This is a genomic window from Blautia sp. Marseille-P3087 (assembly GCF_900120195.1).
In the GTDB taxonomy this organism is placed as follows: Bacteria; Bacillota; Clostridia; order Lachnospirales; family Lachnospiraceae; genus Blautia_A.
Genome location: NZ_LT635539.1, coordinates 1094875 through 1109962, shown reverse-complemented (window position 1 = coordinate 1109962; position 15088 = coordinate 1094875). Strand labels below are relative to the sequence as shown.

Sequence of the window (15088 nt, the reverse complement as noted above, 5' to 3'; positions counted from 1 at the left end):
TTGTAACTTTATCCTTAAGGTTGATAATTTCTGCATTTTAGCGTACAATCAGTTACAAAACAGTATGAAGAAAATAAAGGGTTAATTAAGATGAAGATAAGAAAGCTACTCGCAATCTGGGCAGCGAAAGCTGCAGGTGCAGGTTGCAAAATGATGGGACGTCAGGGTGTGACATGGGCAGGTAAGATTGCATTGAAGATATATCCGCAGATCCTTACGGAGTTGTCAGAAGAAGTCAGAAAGGGTATATTCGTAGTCTGTGGAACGAATGGTAAGACAACGACAAACAATATGCTCTGTGCAGCTCTGGAAGCAGAGGGACAGAAGGTGGTCTGCAATCATACAGGTTCCAATATGCTGAACGGTGTTGTTGCAGCGTTTGCACTTGGCGCAGGATTAAACGGTCATATTGATGCAGATTATGCCTGTATCGAGGTAGATGAAGCATCCACCAGGCATATTTTTCCGCGTATGAAACCGAATTACATGGTGATGACCAATCTTTTCCGTGATCAGCTTGACCGTTACGGTGAGATCGACATTACGATGAATATTCTGGAAGAGATGATCCGTACCGTCCCTGATATGAAACTGATCGTAAACGGTGATGATGCATTGTCAGCATATATGGCAATGGACAGTGGCAACCCATGCGTTTATTATGGAATCAGCCGTCCGGTCATGAAAAATGAGACAAATGAGATCCGTGAAGGACGTTTTTGCAAGAAATGCGGAGAGCGTCTGCAGTACAGCTTTTATCATTACAGCCAACTTGGAGATTATCAGTGTCCGAAATGCGGCTTTAAACGACCGGTTCCGGATTATGATGCAGAAGATGTAAAAGTCAGCGATCAGCTCAGTTTCTCTGTAGAGGGAAATCGAATTGTTGCAAATTATCGTGGATTCTATAATGTATATAATATTCTGGCAGCTTATGCAGGCATCCGCACCGCAGGTTTTAAATCAGAACATTTTATGGATATGCTCAAAAACTTTAATCCGGAGAACGGCAGAATGGAGCAGTTCCGCATCAAAGGTGCAGGAGTGACTCTGAATCTTGCGAAGAATCCGGCTGGTTTTAACCAGAATATTTCTGCTGTTATGCAGGATACCAATCCGAAAGACGTGATCATTGCAATCAACGACAATGCACAGGACGGCATCGATATTTCCTGGCTCTGGGATGTGGATTTTGACCGCCTCGGAGAAGAAAGTATTCGTTCGATCACCGTCAGCGGTATCCGCTGTCAGGATATGCGCCTGCGATTGAAATATGTGGATATTCCATCTATTCTGGAATCTGATGTAGAGAAGGCAATCCGTGACCGGGTAGCAGACGGAACTGGAAACTTATATGTTCTGGTAAACTATACGGCACTTTTCAGCACAAGAAACATACTTAAGAAGCTGGAGGGAGAACACTGATGAAATTAACAATAGGACATTTATACCCGGAGCTTCTTAATCTTTATGGTGACAGAGGCAACATCCAGTGCCTGATGAAGAGATGCCAGTGGCGCGGCATTGAAGCTGAGACGATCGCATTTGAGATGGGCGATACCATTGATTTTTCCAAACTGGATATCGTGCTTCTGGGCGGTGGTTCAGACAGAGAGCAAATGATCGTCTGTGAGAAATTAAAAGAAATCCAGAAGGATTTTAAGGCATATGTGGAGGATAACGGCGTTGTTATTGCGATATGCGGTGGATATCAGCTGCTTGGAAGTTACTACAAGACAGATCAGGGTATGATCGATGGCCTGAGTCTGGTAGATATGTATACAGAACAGGAAGAAGGCCGTCTGATCAGCAACATTGTCCTGAAGAGCGATCTTTTTGAAATGCCGGTAGTGGGATTCGAGAATCACGGCGGAAGGACCTGCATTAAAGACAACAAGCCGCTGGGCAAAGTCCTGTATGGAAAGGGAAATGATGGCAGAACCGGATATGAAGGTGTTGTTTATAAAAATGTAATAGGCACTTACCTTCACGGACCGTTACTGCCGAAGAACCCACAGCTTGCGGACTGGCTGATCCTGAAAGCCCTTCAGCGCAAATATGGAGATCAGACGACACTTACAGGGCTTGATGACCGTCAGGAAAAAGAAGCAAACGATTATATCTTTCATCGATTTATACAAAACAGATAAGGGGATACAAATGGCAAAATCACACAATCAGAAAGCAAAAATACTGATCCTTGAACATCTTCTGGCAGGCACATCCCGGGATCAGATCGTGACGATGCAGGAGATTCTTGACAGACTTGCAGAGTATGACATTACAGCAGAACGAAAAAGTATTTACGATGATCTGGAGGCCCTGCGAGAGTTTGGGCTGGATATAGAGTTCAAAAGAGGCAGACCGGGCGGATATTATCTGAAAAATGGAAATGTTCCGCCACTTCAGGAAAAGCCGGCAGCAGATAAAACGACGAAAGCTGCCCATTCAAAAGCTTCTGGCGAAACAGAGACCGGTTTTATGAGCTTTTGTAAATCTGAAATTCAGGAAGCAGAGAAGCCAATGAAATTAGTGTGCCGGAAATCAAAAGAAAAAGAGATGCGGGCATTCTTTGGAACAGTGGCAGAATACAAAGCAAAAGAAAATGATGAAATTCAGATTACTGCACCGCAGATCAGCGGTCCGCAGTTTTTTGGCTGGCTGACGGCAATGGGGAAAGATGTACATATCCTGAAACCCAAAAAGACGGCAGCAGCATACCGTGACTATCTCAAGACTCTTGCAAAAGAGTACAAAGGTGTATAAAGGACAGAAAGGAAATCAGCATGAAAAAAAGAGCAGTTTGTATCATACTCGGAGTATTGCTGACCGGAACCATGTTCACCGGTTGTGGCAAAAACAAGGCAACAGAGGCAGCCAGTGAAAGTGCGCAGACCGAAAAAGAAGGTGCAGGAGAAGACGTAGAGACTGATACTGAAACAGAAAAAAAATCCGATCAAGATTCCTCAGACAAAGCAACTTCCTCTGATAAAGATTCTTCAGTCAAAGAGGAGACTGCCACAGATACATCGGTGCCGACAGAGGCGGAAGGACAGGAGGAAGAAACAGACGCATCAGACGCTGAGAAAATTGCGATTCTGCTTCCGAATGAAGATGAATGGACCAGAGATGCCAAAGAACTCGAGGCGAAGTTTACGGATGATGGTTATGCGCCGGTAATCATGTATGCACAGGATGACGCAGATGAGCAGGCATCTCAGGTCAGTGACATGACAGAGGAAGGCGTATCTGCAATGGTGATCGCACCGGTAGATCCATATGGCTTAAGTGAGGAACTTAAAGCTGCAAAAGAGGCTGAAATTCCAGTAATTGCATATGATGATCTGATTATGAATACGGATGGAGTAAAATATTATGTGACTTTTGGCGGACGTCAGATCGGACAGCTGATCGGACAGGAAATCATTGATAAGGAAGAACTGGAGAAACTTCAGGAGGCAAAAGAATCAAAGACAATCGAGTTTCTTATGGGCTCTCTGGATGATACACAGGCACTGTTTTTCTATAATGGACTGATGGAAAAACTGCAGCCGTATCTGGATGACGGTACACTGGTATGCAAATCCGGACAGATTACATTTGAAGAGACCGGTATCTTAAGATGGAGCATGGACAAGGCACAGTCACGTGCAGAAGATATTCTGGAGGAAGCTTATCAGGACGGAGAGGCACCGGATATCATCTGTACAGGCTTTGACGGTGCGGCAGAAGGAGCGGTGAATGCACTTCAGAATAACGGACTGACACCGGGAGAAAACTGGCCGATGATTACAGGAGTCGGATGTGATGCGGATGCAGTAAGGGACATCGCAGAGAGTGAAATTGCATGCAGCGTCTTTATGGATCGCAGAGTACTGGCAGATCAGGCAGAAGATATGGTAAATGTATATCTGCATGGAGAAGACGATCCGGAAGTTAATGATTATGAACAGTATGACAATGGTACAAAGATCATTGCTTCTTATCTGTGCGAACCACAGCTTATCAATATAGATAATTACGAGATTCTGATTGATAGCGGATATTATACAGAAGATGAGGTAAAACCGGAAACTACACCGACACCAGAGCCGACTGTGACACCGGAGATTACTGAGGAACCGGATGTTACTGCTACGCCAGAGGTAACAGAAAGCCCGGAAGCAACCATAACTCCGGAGGTTACCGAAGAATCTGAGGAGACTGCAACTCCAACACCGACGGAAAAGGTGACACCAACTCCAAAGGAACGCATAACTTTAAAACGTTCCACAAAGAATAAATAATTGAATTATATAAAAGACAAACAAAAAAGGAACCTCTGTCAGCTAGCAGGGGTTCCTTTTACGTAGTTAAGATTAGTCACGGAAAGTTAAGGAGTCATCTGTCATGGAATCTACGATTGCGAGGGATTCCAGACGTACACCCATGTCACGGATTTTCTGCCCGCCGTTCTGGAAACCTTTCTCAATGACAATGCCGGCACCTTCAAGAGTTGCACCGGATTCTTTAACAATATCGATGAGTCCGAGTAATGCACATCCGTTTGCAAGGAAGTCATCGATCAAAAGTACATGGTCTTCCGGTCCGAGGAACTTCTTGGAAAGGATAACGTCATAAACTTTTTTATGTGTGAAAGATTCCACTTTGGAACAGTACATTTCACCATCAAGATTCAGGCTCTGGGCTTTTTTTGCAAAAATGACAGGTACATCAAAATATTGTGCGGTAATACAGGCAATACCGATGCCGGATGCCTCAATAGTGAGGATTTTAGTAATCGGACAATCTGCGAAACGTCTTTTAAACTCTTTGCCGATCTCGTTGATGAGAGTAATATCCATCTGATGATTCAAAAAACTGTCTACCTTCAAAATATTTCCTGGTTTTACGATTCCATCTTTCAGTATACGGTCCTTTAAAAGCTGCATGATTTCTCTCCTTTGATTTCTAAGCGTTTTCATAAAATTATAATAATGATACTCTATTCTTCGAAGAAGTTCAATTCTTTTCGACAAAATTTTTAAAAAGGAGCCTGCGTTGGTTACTGTTCACAGGTAGTATTCCGCGAGGTGTTTTGCCATGAACAATGGCAAAATCCCGAGACATACGGGGCAAAATCCCATCACCGCAGGTGATTTGGAATGGATTTTGACCAAGTTGCTGTGAACGGAGTGAACAGTAACCTGCGTTGCAAAAGTCAGAGAGGTCTGCTACAATGAGGTTAATTTCAGAAAATAGCAGACATCAGGAGGTAATAAAATGGATGAACAGAAATATACAGTAAATGCAATGGGCGAGCAGTGCCCGATTCCGGTTGTAAAGACAAAAAAGGTTCTGGACAGTGTGCAGGGAGATGCAGAGATTACAGTTCTTGTAGATAATGAAACTGCAGTTCAGAATCTTACAAGAATGGGTAAAAATGCCGGAGCGGAGGTTCTTGCAGAGAAAACAAGTGACAGAGAATTTCATGTGACCCTTCGTGTAAAAGACAGAAAGCCTTCAGTCGAGACAACGGAAGAAATAAATTGCATTCCGGATGTAAAGGGTGATTTTGTGATCGCTGTGGATACCGCGACTATGGGAAGAGGCAATGATGAACTCGGTCAGGTCCTGATGAAAGGATTCCTTTTTGCAGTGACACAGCTTGATGAGCTTCCGAAAACCATGCTGTTTTATAATGGCGGTGCGACGCTTACGACAGAAGACTCCGATTCGCTCGATGATTTAAAGAGTCTGGAGGCACAGGGCGTGACGATCAAGACCTGCGGCACCTGTCTTAATTATTACGGACTGACTGAGAAACTCAAAGTAGGCGAAGTGACCAATATGTATGATATCGTAGAAACGATGGCGAAAGCATCCAAAGTCGTAAAACCATGATAAAGAAAGTACCGAGATATCTTCTGACCTTTTTTAATACGAGTGGTGCAATCGCGGTGGAGCGTTTCTGCAAAGAACATGAGATTCCCGGAAGACTGATTCCGGTACCACGCGAGATCTCGGCAAGCTGCGGTCTTTCCTGGGCGGTTTTGCAGGAAGAAAAGGACTGCCTTGCATTGGTGGAACATGAATTTGCAGAAGAAATCGAAGGAAAGTGGATGCTGGATGTCTGAAATCCGGAAAGAGTGGAAAACTATGAAAGAATATGAAGTGATCTGGGAGATTTTTAATAAGTGTCCCAGAAATCAGATGCGAGATGTGTTTGTCGAAGAGGTAGAGATTGCAGATCCGGAAGAGTATGTCAGACACAAATTTCAGGGAAAAGATGTGAGTTATGACAAGACTGTTCTGCCGGACGGTACGATTGTATTTGATATTGTGACTTCTCAGATAAAACAACGATGCTCCTTTACAGAGATTTAGTATTTATGGTATAATAATATTTACGCAATAAAATACCGGAATGCCTGAAAATCAGGCAAAAGGAGAAAACATGAGTGAGACAAAAGAAACCCATGTACATGTTCGTGAGGACGGGACAGTGATCGAGCATTCTCACGGTCCACATGGTCATCATCACAGCCATGAACAGACGAAAGCAGTTCTGAACAGATTATCCAGAGCAATCGGACATCTGGAGTCTATTAAGCGGATGGTAGAGGACGGCAGGGACTGTTCGGAAGTGCTGATCCAGCTTTCCGCTGTGAAGTCAGCAATCAACAATACCGGCAAGATCATCCTTCAGGATCATATTGAGCATTGTATTGTGGATGCAGTGGAGCATGGTGACAGAGATGCAATCAAAGAACTGGAACGGGCAATCGACAGATTTATGAAATAAAGGAGTAACAATAAAATGGCAAAAGAATGCAGTAACAGCTCATGCAGCAAATCAAGCTGCGAAGGATGTGCAAGCAAAGGCAAGAGCGAGCCACAGAATTTTCTTGCACCGGCAAATATTTTTTCTGATATAAAACATGTGATCGGTGTTGTCAGCGGTAAGGGAGGCGTAGGTAAATCCTTCGTGACAGGTTCCCTTGCAAACGCAATGGCAGCAAAAGGTTATAAAGTAGGTATTCTGGATGCAGACATCACCGGGCCGTCCATCCCGAAGATGTATGGTCTTACAGGTGCGGCTCAGGCGGATGACAACGGTATCTATCCGATGGAGACTGCCAACGGTATTAAGGTAATGTCTATCAACCTGCTTCTTCCTACAGAAGACACTCCGGTCATCTGGAGAGGACCGGTCCTTGCAAACATGGTCAAACAGTTCTGGACCGATGTTGTATGGGACAAGATTGACTATCTCTTTGTAGATATGCCTCCGGGAACAGGTGATGTACCGCTTACAGTATTTCAGTCACTTCCGATCGACGGAATCGTGATCGTAAGTTCCCCACAGGATCTTGTAAAGATGATCGTAAAGAAAGCATACAACATGGCTGAAATGATGAAGATTCCGGTGCTTGGAATTGTTGAGAACTACAGCTATGTAAAATGTCCGGACTGCGGTAAATCGATCAAGATCTTTGGTGAAAGTCACATCGATGAGATTGCAGCAGAGCTGAAGGTACCGGTTGTAGGCAAGATGCCGATTGATATGGATTATGCTTCCAAGGCTGACAGCGGAGCATTTGATCAGATCAACAACGAATATATCGCGAAGGCAGTCGAAGTAATGCCAGAGTAAATAAATGCCCGACAGAGGCGGAGAAAATCTGAATTTCAGATAAACTTCGTCGGCTGCCGGGCCTTTTACATTATAAAAAATTATTCTGCAATCATCCGGAAGTTTACAATATTTCAAGAAATCTTTCTGCTGCCTGTGAAAGCGGCTGATTGTCATGGTGGACAATCACAAGCTGTCTGGGTGAGAGTCCACAGGCAAGCGGAATCGGTTTTAGGGAATCATCGGGCGAGAGCATATAATCCGGAATAAAGGCAATGCCGAGTCCGATGCGGGCGAGATCCATCAGAAGGTCGTTGCTGTTGAGTTCGACTTCCGGCAGCAGGTTTAACCCCTGAGAGGCAAATGCCTGATGAAGGTATTCGCTGGTCGTACTTTTGCCGGACAGCATCAGGATCGGATACTCAAGCAGAGTATTCATCTCACGGGGCATGTCATTTAAAGGAAAATATTCAGGATTTCCTACAAAAATATCCTGAAATTCTTTTAAGACACGGATCTGTATATGATTGCCGAGACGTGAATTCGGAAAATTGCAGACGATCAGGTCGACCTGGCCTTTTTCCAGAAGTTCCACACAGCCGATCGAAGTGCTGTTGGTAACTTTGATTCGGACATCAGGGAATGCCTGATGAAACTGCTGAAGGTAACTGATCAGATAATAACGGCAGATCGTGTCACTGGCACCGATACGGAGCTGTCCCTTCAGCATATTGTCACCGGAAAGCAGGGATTCTCCCTCGACGAGCATCTGCAAAGCCGGTTTGACATGCTGCAGAAGAAGTTCTCCTTCCGGTGTGAGGAGGACTTTTTTTGTGCTTCGGATAAAAAGTGTGTGATTCAGTTTTTTTTCAAGTGTTTTGATCGACTGGCTCACGGCAGACTGAGAAATAAAAAGTTGACGGGATGCCTCCGAAAAACTTAAAGAAGTGGCAACATAATAAAAAACTTTGTAGAGTTCAAGATTGATGTCCATAGGAACCTCCTGATTGATAAGATTGAGTAATAAAAAATATAAGATATATTAATTTTACTAATGATATTTGTTATGATACTATATATTTTGAAGCAGCACAAGTGTGTCTGCGTCACAAATAATATATAACTATAAGACAAACACATATCTGAAAGGAGTTTCTTACTTATGAGTAACGTAAGACGCGTTTATGTAGAAAAGAAACCAGCCTATGCAGTACAGGCAAAAGAATTAAAACACGAGATCAGCAGCTATCTCGGAATCAAATCCGTATCAAATGTCAGAGTGCTGATTCGCTATGACGTAGAAAATATTTCAGATGAAGTTTTTGAAAAAGCATGCAGAACCGTGTTTGCAGAGCCGCCGGTAGATGATCTTTATCTTGAGAAATTCGAGGCATCCGAAGAAGCAAAGATTTTCTCTGTAGAATATCTTCCGGGCCAGTTTGATCAGAGAGCTGACTCTGCAGTCCAGTGTGTACAGTTCCTGGAAGGGGATGCACAGCCGATCATCCGCTCTGCAACTACTTATGTAATAGAAGGACATATAACAGCCGAAGAATTTGATGCCATCAAACATCACTGCATCAACCCGGTAGATTCCCGTGAGACAGGCCTCGAGAAACCGGAGACACTGGTTACTGTATTCCCGGAGCCGGAAGATGTCAAGATCTTTGACGGATTTAAAGATATGCCGGAAGAAGAACTCAAAGCACTGTATGATTCTCTGAATCTTGCAATGACTTTCAAGGATTTCCAGCACATCCAGAATTACTTTAAAAACGAAGAAAAACGTGATCCGTCTATGACAGAGATCCGTGTACTTGATACATACTGGTCCGATCACTGCCGCCATACCACATTCTCCACAGAGCTTACCGATGTGAAGTTTGATGAGGGCGACTACAAAGAACCAATCGTAAAGACTTATGAAAAATATCTTGCAGACAGAGAAGTCCTTTACAAAGATCGTGATGACAAATTTGTCTGCCTGATGGATCTTGCCCTGATGGCAATGAAAAAACTGAAATCTGAAGGGAAACTTGCAGATCAGGAAGAATCTGATGAGATCAATGCCTGCAGTATCGTTGTTCCGGTTGATGTGGACGGCAAAGAAGAAGAGTGGCTGATCAACTTCAAGAATGAGACACACAACCATCCGACCGAGATCGAACCATTCGGTGGTGCCGCAACCTGCCTTGGTGGTGCTATTCGTGACCCGCTTTCCGGACGTACTTATGTATATCAGGCAATGCGTGTGACCGGTGCAGCTGATCCGACAGTATCCGTAAAAGAAACTCTTAAAGGAAAACTTCCGCAGAAAAAACTGGTCAGAGGTGCAGCTCATGGCTATAGCTCTTATGGTAACCAGATCGGTCTTGCTACCGGTTATGTAAAAGAAGTCTATCATCCGGATTATGTTGCAAAACGTATGGAGATCGGTGCTGTTATGGGTGCAGCTCCGAGACGTGCTGTTATCCGTGAAAATTCCGATCCGGGAGATATTATTATCCTGCTCGGCGGACGTACAGGCCGTGATGGTATTGGTGGTGCAACCGGTTCCTCAAAAGTACATACAGAGGCATCTATCGAAGTCTGCGGTGCAGAAGTACAGAAAGGTAATGCACCGACAGAACGTAAGATCCAGCGTATGTTCAGACGTGAAGAAGTCAGTCATATCATTAAGAAATGTAACGACTTTGGTGCCGGCGGTGTATCCGTTGCCATCGGAGAACTGGCAGCAGGTCTTCGTGTAGATCTTGATAAAGTTCCGAAAAAATATGCCGGTCTTGATGGTACAGAGATTGCAATCTCTGAATCTCAGGAACGTATGGCAGTTGTCGTAGATCCAAAAGATGTTGACAAATTCCTTGGCTTTGCAAACGAAGAAAACCTCGAAGCAATCCCGGTTGCAGTCGTTACCGAGGAGCCACGCCTTGTTCTTACATGGAGAGGCAAAGAAATCGTAAATATTTCCCGTGCATTCCTTGACACTAATGGAGCACATCAGGAAACAACAGTAGAGGTTGAGATTCCGAACAAGGAAGGAAACCTCTTCGAAGAAAGACCAGACGTTGCCAATGTTAAGGCAAAATGGCTGGAGACACTTGCTGACCTCAATGTATGCTCCCAGAAAGGTCTTGTCGAAATGTTCGACGGTTCTATCGGTGCAGGAAGCGTATTTATGCCATACGGCGGTCAGTATCAGCTTACAGAGACTCAGAGTATGGTTGCTAAAGTTCCGGTACAGAACGGAAAGACTGATACAGTTACCATGATGAGCTACGGCTTTGACCCATATCTCTCATCCTGGAGTCCATATCACGGAGCTGCTTATGCAGTAACAGAATCTGTAGCAAGAATCGTGGCTACAGGTGGTGATTACAAGAAGATCCGCTTCACATTCCAGGAATACTTCCGTCGTATGACCGAAGATCCAAAGAGATGGAGTCAGCCATTCTCTGCACTCCTTGGTGCTTATGCGGCACAGATGGGATTTGGCCTTCCGTCCATCGGTGGTAAAGACAGTATGTCCGGTACCTTTAACGAGATTGATGTACCTCCGACACTTGTTTCCTTTGCAGTTGATGTAGCTAAGATCCAGGATGTGATCACTCCTGAACTCAAAAAAGCAGGAAACAAACTTGTATGGCTCCGTGCACCGCGTGATCAGTACGATCTTCCGGATTACGCAGGAATCATGGATCAGTACGAAAAACTCCATAACGATATCCAGAACGGCAAAGTTGTTTCTGCCTATGCACTGGATCGCCATGGTATTGCAGCAGCTGTTTCCAAGATGGCATTCGGTAACGCACTCGGAGTGAAGATCGAACATAATCTGGATCCAAGAGACTTCTTTGCACCAGGATTTGGCGATATCATCATGGAAGTTCCGGCAGACAAAGTTGGAGAACTTTCCATTACCTATACACTGATCGGTGAAGTTACAGATGACGGTAAATTCTCCTACGGCAATACCGTGATTACAGAAAAAGAAGCCGAAGAAGCATGGAAAGGAACTCTGGAAAGAGTCTTCAAGACAGTTTCCGGTGAAGAAAATGAAAAACCGGCAAAAGATGAGCTGTACCATGCAGAAAACATTTATGTATGCAAACACAAAGTTGCAAAACCGCGTGTATTTATTCCGGTATTCCCAGGAACTAACTGCGAATACGACAGCACACGTGCATTTGAGAGAGCCGGCGCAGAAGTGGATGTCAAAGTATTCAAGAACCTGACAGCAGAAGATATCCATGATTCTGTAGAACTCTTTGAGAAAGCAATTGATCAGGCACAGATCATTATGTTCCCAGGAGGATTCTCCGCTGGTGATGAACCGGATGGTTCTGCAAAATTCTTTGCAACTGCATTCCAGAATGCAAAGATCAAAGAAGCCGTTATGAAACTGATTAATGAGAGAGACGGCCTTGCACTTGGTATCTGTAATGGTTTCCAGGCACTCATCAAACTTGGCCTTGTACCGTATGGTGAGATCTGCGGACAGAAAGAGGATTCTCCGACACTGACCTTCAACACCATCGGACGTCATATCTCAAAGATGGTTTACACCAAGGTTGTAAGCAACAAGTCTCCATGGCTTCAGAAAGCACAGCTCGGCGGTGTATACTGTAACCCGGCATCCCACGGAGAGGGACGTTTTGTTGCCAACGATGAATGGCTTGCAAAACTCTTTGCCAACGGACAGGTTGCAACTCAGTATGTAACTCCGAATGGAAACTTAAGTGCAGACGAAGAATGGAATGTCAATGGTTCCTACATGAACATCGAAGGTATCACAAGTCCTGACGGACGTATCCTCGGTAAGATGGCACACAGCGAGCGTCGTGGCGATGGAGTGGCTGTCAACATTTACGGAGAGCAGGATATCAAGATTTTTGAATCCGGTGTAGAGTACTTTAAATAATCGCAGGTGAGCTATAGTCAGATTATGTAATATTGGTCTGACCAAAAAGTGAAATCACCCATTGACAAATGGAAAGCATGTGGATATAATGGGTAACAGAATAAAGAAACACGTTGAAGAGAAGAGTAAACTGTGGAATGTTCCAGAGAGAGATACGCATGCTGAGAGTATTTTAACAGGAAGCAGTCGAAGACCATCTCCGAGTGGCCCTAATACGGTCCGGTGATTCCGTTATCATCTTATAAGAGTGGCTGGATCTGCCTTATGACAGACGCAGCAAGCAGGGTGGAACCGCGAGTAGATTATTCGTCCCTTACAGTGCATAAAGTGTATTGTAAGGGACTTTTTTGTGTAATAGAAAATTACTCCGTAATGTTCCTATTACACAAAAACGTTGATAAAATAAAGAAATCCATTCGTCCCTGTGGAAAAACTTACAAATTTATTCAAACACAAAAGGAGTTCAAAACTATGATCATCACATTAAAAGACGGATCAAAAAAAGAGTATTCAGAAGCAAAATCCGTAATCGACATTGCTTATGACATCAGCGAAGGTCTTGCACGTGTTGCATGTGCCGGAGAAGTAAACGGAGAAGTTGTAGATCTTCGTACAGTACTTGACAGTGACTGTGAACTGAACATTCTCACAGCAAAAGATGAAAAAGGGCTTGCTGTTCTTCGTCACACAGCATCTCATGTTCTTGCGCAGGCTGTACAGAACTTATATCCGGAAGCAAAGGTTGCTATCGGACCGTCTATTGATACAGGATTTTATTATGATTTCGATCACGTACCGTTCTCACGTGAGGATCTGGACGCAATTGAGAAAGAAATGAAAAAAATCATCAAAAAAGGTGCGAAGATCGAGCGCTTCACAAAATCAAGAGAAGACGCGATCGCATACTTCAAAGAGAAAAACGAACCTTATAAAGTAGAACTGATCGAAGATCTTCCGGAAGGAGAAGAAATTTCCTTCTATTCACAGGGAGACTGGACAGATCTCTGTGCCGGACCACACCTGATGAGTGTAAAAGGTGTAAAAGCATTTAAACTTCTTTCTTCTTCCAGTGCTTACTGGAGAGGCAGCGAAAAGAATGCAATGCTGACTCGTATTTATGGAACAGCATATGCTACAAAAGATGAACTGAAAGAACATCTGGAGCAGATGGAAGAAGCCAAGAAACGTGACCATAACAAACTTGGCCGTGAGATGAAAATCTTTACAACTGTAGATGTTATCGGACAGGGCCTTCCTCTGATCATGCCAAACGGTGTTATCATGATGCAGGAACTGCAGAGATGGATCGAAGATGAAGAGACAAAACGTGGTTATGTAAGAACAAAGACACCTCTTATGGCAAAGAGTGATCTGTACAAGATTTCCGGACACTGGGATCATTACAAAGACGGCATGTTTGTTCTGGGTGATGAAGAGACAGACAAAGAGGTATTTGCACTTCGTCCTATGACATGTCCGTTCCAGTATTATGTATACAAAGCAGAACAGCACAGTTACCGTGACCTGCCGCTGCGTTATGGTGAGACATCCACACTGTTCCGTAATGAGGATTCCGGTGAGATGCATGGTCTGACACGAGTTCGTCAGTTTACAATTTCCGAAGGACATCTGATCGTAAGACCAGACCAGATGGTCAAAGAATTCAAAGACTGTATCGCACTTGCCCAGTACTGCCTGCAGGTTCTTGGTGTAGAAGAAGATGTAACTTACCATCTTTCTAAATGGGATCCGAACAACAGAGAAAAATACATCGGTGAACCGGATGTATGGAATGAGACAGAAGAAGATATCCGTCAGATGCTCGAAGAACTGAACATTCCGTTCACAGAGGATATCGGAGAAGCAGCATTCTACGGACCAAAGGTCGACATCAACGCAAAGAACGTATATGGCAAAGAAGATACCATGATCACAATTCAGTGGGATGCCCTTCTTGCTGAACAGTTTGATATGTATTATATCGATGAAAACGGGGATAAGAAACGTCCGTGCATCATTCACCGTACGTCTATGGGATGCTATGAGAGAACTCTGGCATGGCTGATCGAAAAATATGCAGGTATGTTCCCGACATGGCTCTGCCCGGAACAGGTACGTGTGATTCCAATCTCCGAAAAGTTCAATGCTTATGCTGACAAGGTAGAGGCACAGATGAAAGAAGAAGGAATCCGCTGCTCTGTTGACAGACGTTCCGAAAAAATGGGTTACAAAATCCGTGAAGCACGTCTTGAGAGAGTACCGTACATGTTGGTTGTCGGTGCAAAAGAAGAGGAAGAGGGCAAAGTTTCCGTAAGAAGCCGTTACCTCGGTGATGAAGGAATGAAAGACCTCGGAGATTTCATGAGCGCGATCAAAGAAGAAATCAAAAACAAAACGATCCGTAAGATCGAGGTACAGGAAGAGAATAAATAATCTGTCGAACGGACACGAGAAATTCTTGCCATACGACACGCGGTTTTGACAAAATCCGCACCCCCTGTCACCTATAATGAGTTCACTTACCAAAGTGAAGGATTTATAGGCTGCAGGGG

General features: G+C 44.1%; 13 protein-coding genes. 11 read left to right on the top strand and 2 right to left on the bottom strand.

Annotated elements, in window-relative coordinates:
• The first annotated feature begins 90 nt into the window (after window positions 1-90).
• Genes BQ7344_RS05335 through BQ7344_RS05320 form a run of 4 tightly spaced genes read left to right on the top strand, consistent with a single transcriptional unit; the run spans window position 91 to window position 4286 of the window.
• A complete protein-coding gene (locus tag BQ7344_RS05335) occupies window positions 91-1425 on the top strand; it encodes a MurT ligase domain-containing protein (protein WP_072521734.1) in 1335 nt (444 codons plus the stop codon).
• Window positions 1425-2150 (top strand): type 1 glutamine amidotransferase, encoded by a 726-nt coding sequence (locus tag BQ7344_RS05330; RefSeq protein ID WP_072521733.1) that lies wholly within the window; start codon window positions 1425-1427, stop codon window positions 2148-2150. The genes BQ7344_RS05335 and BQ7344_RS05330 overlap by 1 nt, the downstream gene beginning before the upstream one ends.
• Window positions 2151-2160: 10 nt before the next feature.
• Window positions 2161-2766: a hypothetical protein gene (locus BQ7344_RS05325; RefSeq protein WP_072521732.1), complete on the top strand. Its 606-nt coding sequence runs from the start codon at window positions 2161-2163 to the stop codon at window positions 2764-2766.
• Window positions 2767-2786: 20 nt separating this feature from the next.
• Entirely contained in the window at window positions 2787-4286 is a 1500-nt protein-coding gene (locus tag BQ7344_RS05320; RefSeq protein ID WP_072521731.1) for a substrate-binding domain-containing protein, read from the top strand.
• 72 nt (window positions 4287-4358) lie between these two features.
• Here the strand turns inward: BQ7344_RS05320 and BQ7344_RS05315 are convergent, their stop codons facing one another.
• Window positions 4359-4931 (bottom strand): xanthine phosphoribosyltransferase, encoded by a 573-nt coding sequence (locus BQ7344_RS05315; protein ID WP_072521730.1) that lies wholly within the window; start codon window positions 4929-4931, stop codon window positions 4359-4361.
• A 331-nt stretch (window positions 4932-5262) separates the two neighbouring features.
• On the opposite strand from BQ7344_RS05315, the gene yedF reads away from it, so the two are divergent.
• The 5 genes from yedF to BQ7344_RS05290 all read left to right on the top strand — a co-directional run bounded on the left by yedF (window position 5263) and on the right by BQ7344_RS05290 (window position 7636).
• Complete coding sequence (gene yedF, locus BQ7344_RS05310) at window positions 5263-5883, top strand: sulfurtransferase-like selenium metabolism protein YedF (RefSeq protein WP_072521729.1); 621 nt, start codon at window positions 5263-5265, stop codon at window positions 5881-5883.
• Window positions 5880-6116, top strand: coding sequence for a putative Se/S carrier protein (locus tag BQ7344_RS05305; RefSeq protein ID WP_072521728.1), 237 nt, complete (start codon window positions 5880-5882; stop codon window positions 6114-6116). Before yedF ends, BQ7344_RS05305 begins: the two co-directional genes overlap by 4 nt.
• Window positions 6117-6138: 22 nt before the next feature.
• On the top strand, window positions 6139-6366 hold the full coding sequence (locus tag BQ7344_RS05300) for a hypothetical protein (RefSeq protein ID WP_072523365.1): 228 nt from the start codon (window positions 6139-6141) through the stop codon (window positions 6364-6366).
• A 70-nt stretch (window positions 6367-6436) separates the two neighbouring features.
• Window positions 6437-6784: a metal-sensing transcriptional repressor gene (locus BQ7344_RS05295; protein ID WP_015542282.1), complete on the top strand. Its 348-nt coding sequence runs from the start codon at window positions 6437-6439 to the stop codon at window positions 6782-6784.
• A 15-nt stretch (window positions 6785-6799) separates the two neighbouring features.
• Window positions 6800-7636, top strand: a complete 837-nt coding sequence (locus BQ7344_RS05290; protein WP_072521727.1) for an Mrp/NBP35 family ATP-binding protein — start codon at window positions 6800-6802, stop codon at window positions 7634-7636.
• Window positions 7637-7739: 103 nt separating this feature from the next.
• Here BQ7344_RS05290 and BQ7344_RS05285 read toward each other — a convergent pair whose 3' ends face one another.
• Window positions 7740-8609, bottom strand: a complete 870-nt coding sequence (locus BQ7344_RS05285; protein WP_072521726.1) for a LysR family transcriptional regulator — start codon at window positions 8607-8609, stop codon at window positions 7740-7742.
• Window positions 8610-8777: 168 nt separating this feature from the next.
• On the opposite strand from BQ7344_RS05285, the gene BQ7344_RS05280 reads away from it, so the two are divergent.
• Together BQ7344_RS05280 and thrS are read left to right on the top strand one after the other, a co-directional pair.
• Window positions 8778-12536, top strand: coding sequence for a phosphoribosylformylglycinamidine synthase (locus tag BQ7344_RS05280; protein ID WP_072521725.1), 3759 nt, complete (start codon window positions 8778-8780; stop codon window positions 12534-12536).
• Window positions 12537-13007: 471 nt separating this feature from the next.
• A complete protein-coding gene (gene thrS / locus BQ7344_RS05275) occupies window positions 13008-14969 on the top strand; it encodes a threonine--tRNA ligase (protein WP_072521724.1) in 1962 nt (653 codons plus the stop codon).
• Window positions 14970-15088 lie beyond the last annotated feature (119 nt).

What these genes read in the sequence shown, in the direction of transcription:
- BQ7344_RS05305 (WP_072521728.1), top strand. Translation starts at nt 5,880, where the DNA reads ATGATAAAGAAAGTACCGAGATATCTTCTGACCTTTTTTAATACGAGT.
- BQ7344_RS05315 (WP_072521730.1), bottom strand. Translation starts at nt 4,931, where the DNA reads ATGCAGCTTTTAAAGGACCGTATACTGAAAGATGGAATCGTAAAACCA.
- BQ7344_RS05280 (WP_072521725.1), top strand. Translation starts at nt 8,778, where the DNA reads ATGAGTAACGTAAGACGCGTTTATGTAGAAAAGAAACCAGCCTATGCA.
- thrS (WP_072521724.1), top strand. Translation starts at nt 13,008, where the DNA reads ATGATCATCACATTAAAAGACGGATCAAAAAAAGAGTATTCAGAAGCA.
- BQ7344_RS05290 (WP_072521727.1), top strand. Translation starts at nt 6,800, where the DNA reads ATGGCAAAAGAATGCAGTAACAGCTCATGCAGCAAATCAAGCTGCGAA.
- BQ7344_RS05330 (WP_072521733.1), top strand. Translation starts at nt 1,425, where the DNA reads ATGAAATTAACAATAGGACATTTATACCCGGAGCTTCTTAATCTTTAT.
- BQ7344_RS05335 (WP_072521734.1), top strand. Translation starts at nt 91, where the DNA reads ATGAAGATAAGAAAGCTACTCGCAATCTGGGCAGCGAAAGCTGCAGGT.
- BQ7344_RS05285 (WP_072521726.1), bottom strand. Translation starts at nt 8,609, where the DNA reads ATGGACATCAATCTTGAACTCTACAAAGTTTTTTATTATGTTGCCACT.
- BQ7344_RS05320 (WP_072521731.1), top strand. Translation starts at nt 2,787, where the DNA reads ATGAAAAAAAGAGCAGTTTGTATCATACTCGGAGTATTGCTGACCGGA.
- BQ7344_RS05295 (WP_015542282.1), top strand. Translation starts at nt 6,437, where the DNA reads ATGAGTGAGACAAAAGAAACCCATGTACATGTTCGTGAGGACGGGACA.
- yedF (WP_072521729.1), top strand. Translation starts at nt 5,263, where the DNA reads ATGGATGAACAGAAATATACAGTAAATGCAATGGGCGAGCAGTGCCCG.
- BQ7344_RS05325 (WP_072521732.1), top strand. Translation starts at nt 2,161, where the DNA reads ATGGCAAAATCACACAATCAGAAAGCAAAAATACTGATCCTTGAACAT.
- BQ7344_RS05300 (WP_072523365.1), top strand. Translation starts at nt 6,139, where the DNA reads ATGAAAGAATATGAAGTGATCTGGGAGATTTTTAATAAGTGTCCCAGA.